Below are 15,662 nucleotides of genomic sequence, written 5' to 3' on the forward strand. Positions count from 1 at the left end.
CCGCGGCGGGGAGGGGCTGCCGGGGGAGGGGAGTCCAGGGGGACTTGAGTGAACTGGGGCGGGACGGGACGAGAAGGCGAGGGGATCAGCCGGCGTCGGGGTGGACGAGTTCGTGGACGGTGGTGCCCAGGCCGACGGTCCGCGCAGACCTGCGCGTCAGACCCGCCCGTGCGATGACGGCGTCCAGTTCTGCTGCGGTGCGCAGGCCGGAGCCGTGGCAGACGAGCCCGATGAGGTCTTGCTCGCCGTCGTGCTCGTCGAGGTCGTCGGTGTCGAAGACCTCCTCGATCAGCAGCACCCGTCCGCCGGGGGTGAGGTTCTCGGCCGCCCGGCGCAGCGCGTGGGCGGCGTCTGCGTCGGGCAGGGTCTTGAAGGCGCGGCTGACGAGCACGGCATCGGCTGCCGGGCCGGGTTCGAAGACGGACTGCTCGAGGACGCCGACGCGGGCACGCTGCCGCTCGTCGGGAATCGTGTCGGGCAGGTCGCGGCGGAGCCAGTCGGCCTGGGCGGGCAGGGCGCAGATCGTCACGCGCAGGTCCTCGTGGGCGGCGACGTACTCGCGGGCGTGCGCGCCCGCGCCACCGGAGTGGATCACCAGGTGCCGGACTCCGGCCAGCAGATCGGATGTGGCGATCGATCCGGCCAGTGCGGGCTGGAACTTCGCCAGGCGCTCCAGGTGGCGGTCCTCGTAGTCCTGCTCGGCCCGCACCTCGGCGAAGGTCTGGCCGGTGACCGAGGCGTAGGCGGAACGGCCGGTGCGGATCGACTCCGTGAGTCCGTACAGCCCCAGCGACTCACGGCCGACCACCCCCGCCGGGTGCAGCCTGTCGGCGATGAAGTCGAGCGTCAGGACGTCGCCGACCGGCGTCAGGGCGTAACGCCCCGGCTCCGTCCGGGTCACCACGTCCAGGGTGTGCAGGTAGCGCAGCAGTCTGCCCAGGGCGCGCTCGTCGGCACCGGTCTCGGCGGCCAGCTCGGCCACGCCGGTCACCCCACGCGAGAGCAGATCGGGAACGCCCAGCTCGACGGCGGTACGGATCGCGAGCGGCGCGACGAGTTCGGTCAGGTCGTGGAGCCTCTGGAACGGGGTGACCGTCCGCTCCGGATCGGGCAGCGCCCCGTCGCTCTCCAGGGCGACGACCGCGGAGCGGCGCCAGTATCCGGTGAAGTCGATGTCCTCCTTGGGCACGCCACGGTCCTCGACCAGGTGCCGGCGGATGTCCCGGACGGCCGTGTGCTCACCGGCCAGCCACACGAACGCCTGCCCCGGCCACCACGCCGTACCGCGGACCGCCTCGGTGAGCGGTGCCCCGGCCCCGTCCGTCGCCTCGGAGCGGACCAGCCACGTCACGTCCACCCCGGGCAGCTCGCGCAGCTCCTGGCGGTGGGTGCCCTCGCCGATCTCGATGAACACCTGCGCCCGGGCGTCGGCCGGAAGCTCGTCGAGCAGGCGGCCGATCGCGGGGAGCGCGGTGTCGTCGCCCGCCACGAGCCACCAGTCGGCCCCGACGGGGTGCGCCTTCGACGTACGCGGGCCGCTGAGGTGGATCCGGTCACCCGGCGCGGCGCGGTACGCCCATGTCGTTCCCACGCCCACCCCGTGCCTGACGAAGTCCACGTCGAGCTCGCCGGCCTCCGGGTCCCACCGGCGCACCGTGTAGGCCCTCGACAGCGGGCGGGGCCCCTTGGGCACGATCAGCTTCGCCTCGCCCTGGACCGGGAGCACCGGTTCGCTCTGGCCCGGGTGGGGGAAGTAGAGGCCCAGGTCGTCGTCGAAGCCCTGCGACGCGAAGGCGGGGCGCGTGAGACCGTCCGCCGTGGTGAACGCGTGCAGTTGTTCGCCGCTCAGCGTGACCCGCCGCATTCCCGGGCCGAGGTCGACGATCCGGACCACCTCGACCTCACGCAGGGTCGGCGGGTGCACGGTGAGCCGGCGCGAGGTCTTGGGCATACGGGGACCGGACTTTCTGGATCGCTTCGAGGGCGGAGCCGCGCGCCGGCATCGGAAGGGCGCACTCCGGTAAGGTTAGGGGAACCTTACCTCGAAGGGTGTGCGCAGACTGCCGTGCGGTTAGGACGTACGGTCAGGGCATGACCTCGCTCTCCCCCTTCACCGCCGGCTCCGGCAGCCCTCCGCCGATCCCGGGCGCGCGGTGGAGTCCGACGGAAGCCCCCGCCCGACCGCTGTTGCTGTGGGTACGCACCGGCACCGCGCACGTGCGCCTCGACGGAGGTCCGACGCTCCACCTCGGGGCCGGAGAGGGCGTCTGGATTCCGGCGGACGTCCGGGCGGAGACCCCCGCAGACAGCCGGGCCGGGCGGACGATCACCACCGAGCCGGAGACGGTCGCCTTCCCGCTGTACCCCCACGCCGGCGTCGCCGCCCAGGGGTTGCCGGACCTGACACGGTTCGACGTTCCCAGCGGCTGGCAGGACTGGTTGATCCAGCTCTTCAACCTTCAGGTCACTCCGTTCAGTGGCCACGGATACTCCCCGGAGGCCGTCGCGGAGCTCCTGCGGCACCCCGGCTCGCCCCCTCCGGCGCCCTCCGCGGTCGGGCAGGACCCGAGCCCGGAGGGCTTCGCCTCGCCCCCGATGCCGCACGCCCGCGGCGCCAGAGCCGTCGCCGAGGAACTGATGCGCGACCCCGGCCTCGACCTCACCGTCGAGCGATGGGCGGTGCGGGTGCTCGCCGGCGCTCGCACCCTTCGCCGCGACTTCCTCGCCGACACGGGGCTCACCTTCGAACAATGGCGGCTGCACTGCCGGCTCGCCGCCGCCGTGGAACTCCTCGCCGCCGGCTACGACGTGGACCAGGTGACCGCCCTGGTGGGCTTCGCCAGCCGCAACGGCCTCACCCGGGCCTTCAAGGGACGCTTCGGACTCACCCCCCACGAGTTCGGACGGAAGGTCCACGCCCGGCCCGGCGCCGGTGGGCTGACCCGGCGGGCGGCGGCCGCACGGCAGACCGACGACCTGATCCGGATGATGCGCGAGACGGACACACCCGTCCCGCCCGAGATGCTGCCCCCGGCCAGCACACCGTCACACACCAACGACATCCACGTCCTCAGCTGGATGTACCGCGGCAGCGGGTACCTGGACATCGGCGACCGGCGCTACGAGCGGGAGCGTGGGGTCGCCACCTGGATCCCGGCGGAGAGGGAGCATGTCACCGGCCTCCGCGAGAACTCCGTCTCCCTGCCGCTGGGCAACGCGAGCACCGCCGACCTCCACCTGACCGCGCCGCTCCAGGTGCGGTTCTCGCCCGCGTGGGACGACTACCTGATGTTCTGTTCGATCAGCGCACGCTCGGCACTGCGCCCTGACGACCACAACCCCCGCCACATCCTCGACCTGTTCGCGGAACAGGTCGCCGCGCAGCGAGCGCTCTCGGTACCGATGCCCACCGATCCACGCGCGCGTGCCGTCGCGATGGACTGTCTGCGCCGCATCGGCGAACCCGGCGGGTCCCATGACGCCGAGGCAGGCGGGGCCCACGATGCCGAGATCCACCGCGCCTTCCGGGACGAGACGGGCATGACACTCGGCCGCTGGCGCTACGCCGCCCGCATGCGCGTCGCCCGCGACCTGCTCGCCGGGGGCGCCCCGCCCAGCACCGTGGCCCGCCGGATCGGGTACGCCCACCTCCCCACGTTCAGCGCCGCCTTCTCCCGGTTCCACGGACTCTCCCCTCGCGAGTACCAGGAACGCGAGGCGGCCGGGAGCCGGTGAGCACGTCACGGGGACGCGCTGCCCCGGCACGGCCCCATCCCCCGGACACCATCCGGGCACGAAAGAACCCGAGGGCCCGACTCCCAAGGAGCCGGGCCCTCGCGGACCTGCGCAGGTGCCGTGCCGGCGACGGCGTCGCACTCGCCAGACGTTGAAGCGGAATGTTTGCGGACTGATCCTGACCTGCGGCGGAGCCCCGCCCAGGGCTCTGAACTGGGGTTTCTTCGTTGGCGCGCGTTGGCTTCCGACGGTCGTTTACGGGTGTCCTGCGGACTAACTGCGGACCGGACAGATGCCTAGCAGAGGAGGACCGGGAGCGCCGATCTGCACAGTCCGCGCGCCCATAACCAGACCCATCCGAAGGCACACGACCGCGGATAGCAACCCGGGAGCGGCCGCATACCGAGCGAACACCTCCTGGCCGGAGATCCAGCCTTGCTCGATATGCGAAACCGGGCACTTGATGAAGCCCAGCCACCCGCCACCTGCTCCTAGGGGAGCCCCCTCAACCAGCGGATCTCCGCCAGACGCTCTCCCAACAGTTCCCGTTTCCCCTCGGCGACCGTTCCGCCTTCCGACGGCAGGTCGCCTCCCCGCTCCCGCAGCAGAGCGAGACCCTCATCACAGCCCATCCGAACGCGCCTCCCACGCCAGTCGATCAACCAGCCGCCGCAACAAGAACACCCCACGATCGCCGATGGTGGCGTGTTGTACTCAGCCGGGCTACGGCTTGGCGTCAGTCGCCAGCACTTCGACGTACTGGTGGTATGCCTTGTCGACTTCACTCGGGATCTGCACGAGCGTGCCTTCCTCCATGCGGAAGGTCCGGTTCGGGTCGCCCTTGAAGGAGAGCCAGTTAAAGCTGGTGTTAATCCAGATCCCGTCGTAGATCAGGATCTTGGCGTGGGTGTTGTTCAGCCGCACGAAGTGGAACCTGCCCTCGTAGCGCTGGGCAAGGTTGCGCAGCTTGCGGAGTACCCACTCGTCGCTACCTCGGTCGTCGGAACCGATGCCATGGCCGATGTGAATCTCGACGCCCGCACGTAGCCGACCCTCAAGCCTCTCTATGAAGTGGGTGTTGACGACACCACCTTTGACCCACGGGGAGATGATGAGGATTCGCTTGCGGGCTGAGTCGAGCGCGGCGGTCAAGTGATCGGGGTGCTCCAGCATACTGACGCTCCGGACGGGGATCTCCGTCACCGTCGCAGGGGCGCCTCCATCGGGCGTCTTCACAGCGCCCTGAACAAGTGCCTTGATCTGCTCGGCCGGGACACGGGCCTCTTCGAGCTCCGGGCTGAGCGTCGGGCGGGGCTCCGGCTGACCGACCTGGAACCCCAGCTTCTCGGCGGCACCAATGGCAGCAAGCTCAAGCCCATGCGCCGATCGGAGCTCGCCATCAATGCATAGTTCTAGTTCGACCTCGCCCTGCTCGGGGTTTCCATAAACCAGAAGTTGAGCTGGCAGGTAGAGATGCTGGGACTGGGATGCGATCTTGCGGATGCGGAGAATCTCGATGAGCCGCTCGCGGTCTTCGCGGTTGCGGATCAGCTCGTTGAACCGTTCGACCGTGAGGTCCGTCAATGCGACGCTGGCTTGCTTCTTACGCGGGAGCAGAAGGTAGCCACGTTCCTCCGCCACCTTCTTCTTGATCAGGCTTATCTGGGCGTAGTTCTTGATGCTCCAGACGATGCGATCGAACGGGACGGGCAGCTGCTTCAAGACCGGCTGGATGGCGGCCACGTTGCGGGCGACCTCCAGCCCCTGCGCTGTCAGTGCGAGACGTCCGTCGCTCCGGCGGATGTTGCCTTCGCTGACCTGCTCGGCGGTAGCGTTGAGTACCTGCTCGTGTTCGAGCCCGAGCAGCGCCGCCAATTCATCGATCGTCTGCACGCCCTCATATACGAACTGGATGATGAACTCGTCGAGCAGCGGAAGTTGCTTGCGCTCCTGAGCAAGCACGTCCACACGGAGGACCGTGACAGGAACGGCGGCCTCGACGAGCCCGAGCAGCTCCAGTCCTGGCCTCTGGTTTCCGAACCGCCGCCGGATCTGTTCTGACGCGGTGAGGCTCATCGGTCGGCCATCCTGATCTCGCAGTCATCGGGGTGCGTCTCGATGTGAGACAGCACATTTCGAAGGGCGCCGGGCGTGCCCTTGATGAACCCGGCGTCTCCGACGATCGTCAGGCCGTACTTAGCGCGGGAGAGTGCGACGTTGATACGACGCCAATAGTCCGCACCAAGGAAGCCGAGCTGCCCGGTACTGTTGCTGCGAGTGATCGAGAGCATGGCGACGTCGGACTCGCGACCCTGAACCGCGTCAACCGACATCACGGTCATGGCGAGATAGGGGAGCCGCTTGCGCATCGCGGCGAGCTGCACGTTCAGCTCCGTCACCTGGCTGACGTAGGGGGCAATCACCAGCACGTCCAAGGGGGCACCGGAGTTCGGAGGCTGTATGAGGTTGTGTTCGATGGCCTTGTTCAGCACCTTGAGCCGATCAGTGAGCACGCGCACTTCAGCGCGATTGGCGTAGCTGGTTGCAGTGCCCTGCGGCGCCGACTCGCGACGCTGCCCGCCGAGCGACGACGTGTCGATCCACAGGACGGGCTTGCCGTAGGCCCTGTCGTAGCCCAACAGGCCAGCCTGTCGGTGCGAGACCAGCTTGCCGTCATAGAAGCAGGAACTGATCATGTCGCCGATAGGGCGGATCATGCGATACTGCTGATTCAGCAGGATCTGGGAGTGCTCCGGCAAATGGGTAGCGAGCCGCTGGAAGAGCGTCTCTTGGATGTCCGCCTTAGTGAGCTGATGCTCATCGAGGAGCTCCCTACTGCGGAGCAGCTCCTCATCAGTCGGCGGCAACTGGTTGGTGTCCCCGACGAAGATCCACCGCTTGGCCCGAGACACTGGCACCAGCGCCTCAGTCAGTGTCGCCCGCGATGCCTCGTCAACGATGCACAGGTCGATGTCGAGATGGCGCACAGCAGGGTGACGAAGGAAGCCCGTACAGGTGCCAGCGATGACGCTGACTTGGTCCAGGAACGTTGCCGCGAGGCGCTGGTTGGATGCGATCCGCTGGAGCCATTCTCCTTGGAGCCGAAGGTGCGTCAGCAGTGCCCGCGACTCGGCTCCTTCGCCGATGAGGACATCGACCGCGTGGAGTGCGTCCTCCGGCGACATGCTGAGCGACAACGTCAGATCGCCGGCAAGAGCTGCTTGGGTTTCCTCGAAGAGTTCATCGCGGAGGTCAATCAGGGCGTCGACGCGTTCCTGTGCGGAGGCGGTTGAGTCCGAAGACCCCAGCGCGGTCGTGAGCTCCGTTTGCTCGGGAAGTTCTTCCTCTTCCTGAACCCGCGATTGCAATACCCGGATCTCTCGAACGGTCGTAGCTAGCTGCTGCAGCGCGAGCGCTGCCCGCAGGTGTGATCCCGAAATACCGGCAGCCTCCGCCTGCGCGCTGAGGTACGACTCCGCCTTGCGGCGGACGGATTGTGCCCACTTCCTCATCTGGGCGTCCAGCAGAAGGTGGCGCACCGGCTCGCTGACGCGACTTTGGTCTGCGCTGGCCAGACGGACCAGGCGGGCAAAGCCACCCTGATCGAGCTTCTCAAGGGCGTTATCGACCGCAACGTTCGTCTGGGAAGCAATGAGAACGCGAGCATCAGGCTTGGCGAGCAGGCACTGCTCCACCAGTTCAGCGATGAAGCTGGTCTTGCCAGTTCCTGGCGGACCTTGCACCAGGTACACATCCTTAGCGCCGAGCGCTGTGCTGACTGCTTCCTGCTTGCGCTGATCGAGGTCGCGACTCCAGTCGGCCACCTCCACTGGAGTCGGAGCCGAGACGGTCTCCGGCTGCAGCAACAACTCCCGCAGTTCCGGCCGTGTTGCCGTACCGCTCTTAACTGACATGACGGCTTCGCGTTGGCGACCGATGGATACTTCGTCCGGCCCGATGTGAGGGATGAGCAAACCGCGATCTGGGATGCTCTCCCACCGATTGCCAAGAATGACGACAGTGTCTCCATCGTGTTCGACGACCTCGCCCCAACCGAAACGACGGTCGGTGTACTGGTCCTTGACGCGCCACTCGGTGTTGATGAGGTCCTGCTCGACCGGCTCCGCGAGTGTGAAGGTCGCCTCGCGCCCCCGGACGGTGAAGCCCTTGTATGGGAGAGGCTTCTTCTCACCGCGCGCCAGCTCTTCACGGGCGGTCAGAATCCGGAGCCAAGTATCGAAGAGGTCGTCGCCCGCTCGGTCGACCGTGCCAGCGGCGATCTGCTCGGCCTTCTCGGCGTAGAACTCGTCGAGGCCATGGATTAGGTCGGTCATCGCCTGTTTGGCGGCCTCGATGTTCGTCGGCCGACGGAACGTCCACGAGTAGCTCTTCGGCAAGAGAAATCCTCGACGCCGATACCCCTCCAGCGCGTCCAACTCCATCTGCCTCGCTGACACCATCACGGCACCGTCCGCGTCAGGCTTTATGTTAAAGCGCCATGATTCGCCGATGATAAAGATGCTGTCGCGCTGCGGTTCTCCAGAATCGCGGTCGAGTAGGAACGTTGCGTGGACGTCTCCGGCGAGGTTTGCCTGAACGACAGCCTGAGCCTCCAAACGCTTCTCGCGTGCGCCGGCCAGCGCTGTTGCTGCGTTGCCCGTAATGCGCAGCCAGATCGGCTTTGGTGATGCTGCCGCTGCGTTTGTGACGCGGCGCTGCTGAGCGGCAGTAAGCGCTGCGAACAGGTCACTGGCGTTCTTTGGACGGTCGCTCGGAACGCGTGCCACACAGGCGGTCAGGATTCGCCGGATTTCCGGCGGAACGTCGATGTCCAAGACGGCCTGCTCGACGTCATCCCACGTCTTGAGGCGTGAGGGGCTCATGCACTGAATGAGAAGGACACCGAGAGAGTAGACGTCACGTACATAGCGAATTTCGGCATTGATCTCGGGCGGGGCATAAGGCCGCGAGTGCCAGTCGGCGACCGTGTTGGTGGTCTCCTCGCCGTCGCCGCGGATCTTGGAGATGCCGAAGTCCGCCAACATCGGGACCCCGCTGGATGTGATCAGGATGTTCGCTGGCTTCAGATCGCGATGCTCAACCTGCTTGAGGTGGGTGTACGCCATTGCGTCGACAATGGGGAACGCGATCTCTTTCGCGAGACGATCCCACGATTGCCACGGGCTAGCGTCCGCGAGCAGGTCGTCAAGATTGCGTTCGACCCAGTCCAGCACGATGTAGTAACTGCCGGTCTCGTCTATGCCTGAGTCGCGGTAGGGAACGATGTTGGGGTGCGACAGATCCTTGAGCGTGCGCCGCTCGCGCTCAAAGACACGTTGGCTCAGTGCGTCGGCCTGACTATTGATAAACTTCACGGCCACAAAGGAACCGTCGCGCCTGTCGATCCCTTTGCGAACAACGCCGAAGCTGCCGGCGCGGGATCCGACCTCAAGCAGAGTGAAATGCTCCCCGACCTGGTCTCCTGCTGACACGTTCGCCCCTCCCCAAAGACGACCACACCCATCGTTCGGGCTGTAGGTCAGATCACTTCACTCCACAGAGTACCGGCACAACTGGCCGGAACCCGAGGAAGGACAGCCACTTCCTCGGCCGCCTCAGCCTTCACCTGCTACACAAGACTCAAAAAGATCACTGCGTGATACATCCTCTTGGTCAGCGCGACAGGAATGGCAACTCCGTCTGCTGGCGACCGTCACCAGCCGTTCAAAGAGACCCTTGCGCCACCTTCCAAGTACTGGCGGAGGGCACTGGCTGTCGTGTCGACGAAGGCATCGGGGATCGCATTGACATCGACCCAGCGGACCTGCGAGTGCTTGCGGTTTTCTCGGTTTTCGGGTTCGCCGGTCCATTCATGGGCGGCGAAGACAACGGTGAGGAAGCCGTTGGGGGCTTCGACGCCCCAGGCTCCGTGGATGATGTGGGCGACCTTGAGGGACTCGGGCTTCACAGTGAGGCCCGTCTCCTCGTAGAGCTCGCGGACCGCCGTCTCCGTGATGGGTTCGCCCGGCTCGCTCTTACCGACGGGAAGATCCCACATCCCCTGGGCGAACTTGGCATTTTCGCTGCGCTGGAGGAGGACGACGCGGTTGGTGGCCTTGTCGTGGACGATGACGGCCGCGACCAGCAGGGTCATGGAGTCGAGCGCCGGCTGGAGGGCTGGGGGGCGGTTGTCGGTCTGCTGGGCCACGGGGTTCCCTTCGTCGGGCGGGTTGTTGGGCATGTTAGGCGAGGGCCTTGCGGGCGCGACGGGCGAGATCGGCGGCGCCGGGGACGCGGCGGCGCTGGTAGACCGCGAGGGTGGAGCGGATGGAGGTGATCGCCTTGCGGGTGCGATCGGAGGTCATGCCCTCCATGAGGACCAGGGCCTGGGTCCAGGCGGCGACGGCTTCGTCGGCGCGGGCCTGGGCGGCGAGGCTGTCGCCGAGGTCGGCGTGGGTGAGAGCGTGGACGCGCTTGTACTTCCCGGGGTCCCAGCGGGTGAGGGCATCCCGGTGCTGCTGTTCGGTGCCGATGTGGTCGGCGAGGTCGGTCAGGGTGCGGGCGGTGTGGCTGGCTACGGTGCCAGCGGCGGGGCCGCTCACGCGGGAGTAGCTGGGCTGGGGGCCGTCGTCCCGTAGGAGGGCGTCCTCGGCGGCGAGCAGGGCGCGTGCGGCCGACGAGTGCTCGTCGGTGGCTGCGTAGGCGCGGGCATGGGTGATGTGGAGGAGAGCCTCGGTCTGGCCGTCGACGTGGCCGAGACCCGTGCGTAGGGCGCCTTCGACGAGGTCAACGCAGTGGTGGGGCTGTTTGAGGCTGAGGGCCTGGTGGGCGAGGGCGCGCATCATCCAGGCGGCGTGGCCGTGGGGGTCGGCTTCGCAGGCGAGCTTGTAGCCGACCTGGTAGTAGCGCTGGGCGGCGCCTTCTTGGCCGAGGTCGTGGTGCTTCCAGCCTGCGAGGTAGGCGAGTTCGGCGACGGCGCCGAACGCGGCCCGGCGTAATGCTTCGCTGGGGAAGCATCCGCGCAGCATGGGTGCGGCGGTGTCGGCGAGGTACGCGGTGACGGTGGTCAGGCCGTGCCCGCCGCCGAGGCGCTCGTCGGCGGCGCTGAAGGCCGCGGTGATCTGGCGTACGACGTCCACGTCCTCAGCCCCGACCAGGGACGTGCCGGTGCGGGCGCGGAGCATGCGGGCGGTGGCTTCGTGGTCGTAGCCGAGCGGCATGGCGACGCCGGCGGTGGTGAAGGCCGCGATTGCGAGGAAGCGGCGGCGCTCGACGTCGGCGCGCCCCAGGTCGGTGGCCGCGAGGACGGGGTCGGACTCCGCTGGCGCATCGCCATCACCGACCTGGAGGCCGATCTCGGTCTGGGTGATCGTGCGCCCCGCTCGACGGGACAGCGCTTCGGCGAGGTACTGGCCTACTCGGCCCGACGGGGCACGGGTGCCGTTCACCCAGTGGGAGATGGCCGACTTGTTGGTCTGGAGGATCTCGCCGTTCTCGGCGGCGATGCGCCGTACGTCTCGGGCGAGAGCCTCGTAGGTGCAATCGGCCGCGTTGATGACGTCGCGCAGACGAGTGTTGGGGTCTCTCTGCGCCGCCAAGATCGCCTCCACTCCCGAGCTGTAAACCGCGTATACCGCTTCAACTGCCTTCCACCGTACCCACTGAGCGTGACCAACGGTTCACTTATCAGCAGCCGCCCGGAACGGCCACGACCGTGATCCAGGCTCCCCCTTGGTCCGGGCGGCACCCCGAAGTTCCGTACGCCCACACCAGGCTCGGGCATTCCTGTGCCCGACCTCGGCCAATCAGAGACGGAGAACACGGTGACCACCATCGACACCACGACCATCACGGTCGAGCTGCCCGACGCCTTCGACCCGCGCTGGAGCCGCCTGCCCGGCATCCAGGTCGACGGCCGGCGCATCACGATCGACCCGGCCGAGTACTTCTTCCGCTTCGAGTCGAGCACCTGGCTCGTCGCCGACTGGGAGCTGGTCAAGTCCCAGCTCCTGGACGCGGACGAGACGACCGAGAGCGCGGTCGAACAGCTCGCGCTGGACTTCATCAAGCAGCACAGCGAGTCCACCTCCGACGCAGCCCGCGTCCTGGCCACCGCGTACAAGGTGTACGTCTACCTCTTCCGCGATGAGCACCTGGCCGGCATCGGCCTGCCGCAGATCACCGCCGACCACCTGAGGATGCTCCGCGAGGCGGCCACGCTCATGGCGCTCAACAAGGTCGAGCTGGACGGCCACATCTCCAACGTCGGCCCGTGCTGGTTCTTCCCCGCCGCCACGTCCGTCGTCTTCGACCTGGACGACGAGACGGGCGGAATGCTGGACGAGGTCTACCACGGCGGCTGGTTCAACGAGCACCGCCGGATCGAGTCCATCAAGGCTCACGCCGCGCTCGGCGGCCGGCTCGTGCACGGCTGCCAGTCCGTGCCGGACCAGTCCGGCGGCGTCGTCGCACCCTACGGTGCCTCGATGGCCAACTTCCGTGACGACCTGTCCGAGTTCAAGGCCGGCTGGATCGAGAAGGTCTACGCCCACCGCGTGCCCGCAGCCGAGTAACCCACCCCAGTACGGCTCCGGGAAGGGGCAGCTCGCGCGCCCGCCCCGGAGCCCACCATCCCCCTGGAGACCCCCATGGACCAGAGCCTGTCCGCCACCCTGCTGGACGACCTGTGCACCCTCGTAGGCAAGCCCCTCCCCCACCGTGCCGAGATTCGTGTCTGGGGCATGTCCGGCGTCGAACGTGTCACCTTCCCCGACGGGACCACCGCTGTTTTCAAGTACGCCAAGGAGCCCTTTGACCGCGAGGCCCAAGCCCTGCGGCTGGCCCACCAACGCGGGCTCCCGGTCCCTGCCCTCCACGCCACCGCCATGCAGGACAAGTGGATCGGGATGCTCATGGACGACCTCGGCACCCCCGTACGGAACGCAGACGACCTCGACGGTGTCGCCGCCGCCGTCATGCTCCACGCCGTCCGCCCCGCGGGCGGTCTGCCCCTCCTCGACGGGGCGGGCCTCGCAGCCCTGCCCGGCCGAGCCCTCGATCACCTCCAGCGGCTGCGGAAGGCCGACCGGTGGACCGACTGCGACGACATCGAGACCGCGCTGGGGAAGATCTCCGCCGCAGCCGAGTCCCGTGTCCGGGGTGCGACGCTCGACCCGTTCGGCTGGGTCCACTCCGAGTTCCACCCCACGAGCGTCCACATCGGGGAGAACGGCTGGCATCTCCTCGACTTCGCCCGCGCCTTCACCGGCCCCGGCCTGATCGACCTCGCCTCGTACCACGGCACCACCGACGTGCCGAGCCCCTTCCGCATGCGGGTGTTCCTGGAGCAGTACGTCACCGCGGGCGGTCATGAGGACGCCCTCGCTACGCGGGGCGGACTGGCCGCAGAGGCATGGGCCCTGGGCTGGCACCGCATGTGGGCCGTGGAGTGGTTCATGGAGCAGGCCATCCGCTGGATCGACGACCCGGCCAAGGACCCCGCGTACATCCCCGTCGTCCGCCGCCACCTGGGCGATGTGGTCCAACTCCTGGAGGTCTAGGTGCTCGCCCAGATCTCCCCCTGGTACGCCCACGCAGCCCAGCGCACAGCCGCCGCCCCCGCGCACGCCCTCACCGCGCCTGCCCGGATGGAATGGAGTACCCACGCTGGCATCGGTCCCGGCGCCGAGATCCTGGGACGGGACCTCGGCGGCAAACGCGTCCTGGAGCTGGGCTGCGGCCCCGGCCACAACGTGGCCCACCTCGCGAAGCACCACCAGGCCCGCGCCACCGGCGTGGATCTGGTCGGCCTCCAGGTGCGTCGGGCCCGCTCCCACTACGGCCACATCGACGGTGCCACCTTTGCCGCCGGCCACGCACTGCACCACCTGCAGGCCACCGGCCAGACCTTCGACGCGATCTACTCCGTCTTCGGCGCCGTCGGCCTCGTCGCCCCCGAACTCCTCCTCAACGCCGTTTCCCGACGTCTGAAACCAGGCGGTGTCCTGGCCTTCTCCGTCCCTCACCCGGCACGGGCCGGAAGACATCCATCCACGGACGACCGTCCGCGCGAGGACTACGTCACCATGCCCGACCGCACCCGACTGCCCCTCGCTCGATGGGAGTTCGACGCTCGCCGCTGGGGAGCTCACCTCTCCCGGACCGGCCTGCGCATCACCTCGACGGTGGAGCTGCGACACCCGCGCCGCGACCCTTGGCCCACCACCCTCCTGATCACCGCCCGCAAACGCTGACCGACGGAGGCACCGATGACCCTGCCCTACCTGCTCCTGGACATCGACGGCGTCCTCATCCCGTTCCCGGCCGCCGACGGCAGCACCCCGCCCACCCACGTCCGCCACACCGTCCTGCCCACCGGCCGGCACCCCGACGACCCCGTGCCCATCTGGCTCGACCCGAGCCAGGGCGGCATTCTCACCGATCTCCTGACCAGCGGACTCGTCACTCCCGTGTGGTGCACGAGCTGGCGCAAGGACGCTGCCACGATCATCGGCCCTCTCCTGGGGCTGCCCGTCTTCCCTTACCTCGAGCTGCCTCGCCCCCGGATCACCACCAGCCATCCCGACGGCTACCTCTGGAAACGAGACCACGTCGACGCCTGGCTCGGCGACGCCCCCGCCGTATGGATCGACGACGACTTCACCGGCCTCGACCATGAATGGGCGGTGGAGCGCACTGCGAAGGGAGCGGCGACTCTCCTCATTCAGCCCGACCCGCACCTCGGTCTACAGCCCGAGCACCTGACCGAGGCCACGGGGTGGGTCGCACAGGTACCGACAACTCGCGCCGCCTGACGACCGATGCCCTCGCCGCCACGGGCGGGAGAGAGCGAGTCTCGTTGTTGGGACGCTCTGCCTCCGGAAGCCGGTCAAGGCCCCGCCTGCACCGGCCGGGTAGCGTCCTCGGATGAAACTTCACCTCATCAACGATGTGCCCGACGGCCTGACCCGACGAGCGCGAACCTTTGTCGGCACGCATGGCGTCAAAGTAGACGTTCGTTCCGTTGAGGGGCACCGGGAGTGGTGGCTCGAACGAGACGTTCCACCAGTGGTAATTGATCGGATGGCGGCCTACCAGGACCGATGGGGCGGTCTGCTCCTGCCACCCGCACCGCAGTACGACGGAGGCCCCAAGTACCTCGATCCGGACTCGCCGGAAGAGGACTCCGCAGGGTGGTGGTTCGAAGCCGGGATGCAGCGGACCGCAGTCCCCTACTCGTTCATGATCAATCCGTCCGGTGAGTTTGGCATGCAGGCAGAGGAGTGGGCCCCTCTCCACGCAACCATCGAGGGGTGGGTGGAGTCGGTGGCCCTCGCCCACCATGCATCCGGGTTGGCGAATCAGGTCACCAAGCTCGTCGGAGAGGACGTCGCCAGCATCGACTTGACGGGTTACGTGCAAGTACGCGAGGTGATGGGCCTGACGGACACCTGGTGGCGAGGGCAAGATGCGTTGATCGCTCTCTACAGCGGTGAGGCCGCTGCGCTGAACTTCCCCAGAGGCCGCATTGCCATGATCTACTCCGGCCTCGACGATTGGGGGCTGCGAGGAGGTGTGGATGACGACGACTGACGTGCCGTCCGCGTCATCTCGGTTACGGTTTAAGCGAGGTAGGCGGCGGTGTCCAACAAGAGTCGATCGATAGTCTCTTCGCGTGACCGCAAACGAAGATCGCCAGTTTCCCGACGCCCTTGCCGCTGCGATGGCAGTTCGGATGGAGTGCATCGGCGAGGACGGCGTCGACTTCGAGCCCTATGAGTGCTTCCTGTCTGCCGATGAAACCACTGACTGGTTTCGCGCGTGGACGGGCAACACCTAGAGCGTGTCTCTTTGATCAGTTGATCAGTTGATCGGATGTGTCTGTCCGATTAGTGATCACTGATGCGATGTGGGACCGGATCGAGCCG

Annotated in this window: 12 protein-coding genes; 7 read left to right on the forward strand and 5 right to left on the reverse strand. The window is 67.6% G+C overall.

From position 1 onward, the window contains the following. Positions 1 to 85 precede the first annotated feature (85 nt). Complete coding sequence (locus tag ACF09E_RS18365) at positions 86 to 1,951, reverse strand: SIP domain-containing protein (RefSeq protein WP_392206092.1); 1,866 nt, start codon at positions 1,949 to 1,951, stop codon at positions 86 to 88. Positions 1,952 to 2,091: 140 nt separating this feature from the next. On the opposite strand from ACF09E_RS18365, the gene ACF09E_RS18370 reads away from it, so the two are divergent. Beyond that, positions 2,092 to 3,735 (forward strand): helix-turn-helix domain-containing protein, encoded by a 1,644-nt coding sequence (locus ACF09E_RS18370; RefSeq protein WP_392206093.1) that lies wholly within the window; start codon positions 2,092 to 2,094, stop codon positions 3,733 to 3,735. A gap of 723 nt (positions 3,736 to 4,458) precedes the next feature. On the opposite strand, the gene ACF09E_RS18375 is transcribed toward ACF09E_RS18370, so the two are convergent. The 4 genes from ACF09E_RS18375 to ACF09E_RS18390 all read right to left on the reverse strand — a co-directional run bounded on the left by ACF09E_RS18375 (position 4,459) and on the right by ACF09E_RS18390 (position 11,333). Next, complete coding sequence (locus tag ACF09E_RS18375; protein ID WP_392206094.1) at positions 4,459 to 5,811, reverse strand: hypothetical protein; 1,353 nt, start codon at positions 5,809 to 5,811, stop codon at positions 4,459 to 4,461. After that, positions 5,808 to 9,227, reverse strand: a complete 3,420-nt coding sequence (locus ACF09E_RS18380; protein WP_392206095.1) for an AAA domain-containing protein — start codon at positions 9,225 to 9,227, stop codon at positions 5,808 to 5,810. The genes ACF09E_RS18375 and ACF09E_RS18380 overlap by 4 nt, the downstream gene beginning before the upstream one ends. Before the next feature lie 221 nt (positions 9,228 to 9,448). After that, entirely contained in the window at positions 9,449 to 9,976 is a 528-nt protein-coding gene (locus ACF09E_RS18385; RefSeq protein ID WP_392206096.1) for an NUDIX domain-containing protein, read from the reverse strand. Position 9,977: 1 nt separating this feature from the next. Continuing rightward, entirely contained in the window at positions 9,978 to 11,333 is a 1,356-nt protein-coding gene (locus ACF09E_RS18390) for a tetratricopeptide repeat protein (protein ID WP_392206097.1), read from the reverse strand. A gap of 225 nt (positions 11,334 to 11,558) precedes the next feature. Between ACF09E_RS18390 and ACF09E_RS18395 the strand changes: the two genes are divergently transcribed. From ACF09E_RS18395 to ACF09E_RS18420, 6 genes are all read left to right on the forward strand, one after another. Further along, a complete protein-coding gene (locus ACF09E_RS18395) occupies positions 11,559 to 12,308 on the forward strand; it encodes a hypothetical protein (RefSeq protein WP_392206098.1) in 750 nt (249 codons plus the stop codon). A gap of 75 nt (positions 12,309 to 12,383) precedes the next feature. Next, positions 12,384 to 13,295, forward strand: coding sequence for an aminoglycoside phosphotransferase family protein (locus tag ACF09E_RS18400; protein ID WP_392206099.1), 912 nt, complete (start codon positions 12,384 to 12,386; stop codon positions 13,293 to 13,295). Beyond that, positions 13,296 to 13,988, forward strand: a complete 693-nt coding sequence (locus tag ACF09E_RS18405) for an SAM-dependent methyltransferase (protein WP_392206100.1) — start codon at positions 13,296 to 13,298, stop codon at positions 13,986 to 13,988. A gap of 15 nt (positions 13,989 to 14,003) precedes the next feature. Continuing rightward, positions 14,004 to 14,549: an HAD domain-containing protein gene (locus tag ACF09E_RS18410; RefSeq protein ID WP_392206101.1), complete on the forward strand. Its 546-nt coding sequence runs from the start codon at positions 14,004 to 14,006 to the stop codon at positions 14,547 to 14,549. Positions 14,550 to 14,661: 112 nt separating this feature from the next. Next, positions 14,662 to 15,327: a hypothetical protein gene (locus tag ACF09E_RS18415; protein WP_392206102.1), complete on the forward strand. Its 666-nt coding sequence runs from the start codon at positions 14,662 to 14,664 to the stop codon at positions 15,325 to 15,327. A gap of 82 nt (positions 15,328 to 15,409) precedes the next feature. Then, the gene (locus ACF09E_RS18420; protein ID WP_392206103.1) at positions 15,410 to 15,574 is read left to right on the forward strand and encodes a hypothetical protein; all 165 of its coding nucleotides are present in this window, start codon (positions 15,410 to 15,412) and stop codon (positions 15,572 to 15,574) included. Positions 15,575 to 15,662: the final 88 nt, after the last annotated feature.

It is taken from the genome of Streptomyces sp. NPDC014891 (genome assembly GCF_043081085.1).
Classification (GTDB): domain Bacteria; phylum Actinomycetota; class Actinomycetes; order Streptomycetales; family Streptomycetaceae; genus Streptomyces.

Bases quoted from the DNA above. Each gene is read 5' to 3' on its own strand.
- ACF09E_RS18410 (WP_392206101.1), top strand. From the start codon at position 14,004: ATGACCCTGCCCTACCTGCTCCTGGACATCGACGGCGTCCTCATCCCG.
- ACF09E_RS18375 (WP_392206094.1), bottom strand. From the start codon at position 5,811: ATGAGCCTCACCGCGTCAGAACAGATCCGGCGGCGGTTCGGAAACCAG.
- ACF09E_RS18365 (WP_392206092.1), bottom strand. From the start codon at position 1,951: ATGCCCAAGACCTCGCGCCGGCTCACCGTGCACCCGCCGACCCTGCGT.
- ACF09E_RS18385 (WP_392206096.1), bottom strand. From the start codon at position 9,976: ATGCCCAACAACCCGCCCGACGAAGGGAACCCCGTGGCCCAGCAGACC.
- ACF09E_RS18370 (WP_392206093.1), top strand. From the start codon at position 2,092: ATGACCTCGCTCTCCCCCTTCACCGCCGGCTCCGGCAGCCCTCCGCCG.
- ACF09E_RS18400 (WP_392206099.1), top strand. From the start codon at position 12,384: ATGGACCAGAGCCTGTCCGCCACCCTGCTGGACGACCTGTGCACCCTC.
- ACF09E_RS18415 (WP_392206102.1), top strand. From the start codon at position 14,662: ATGAAACTTCACCTCATCAACGATGTGCCCGACGGCCTGACCCGACGA.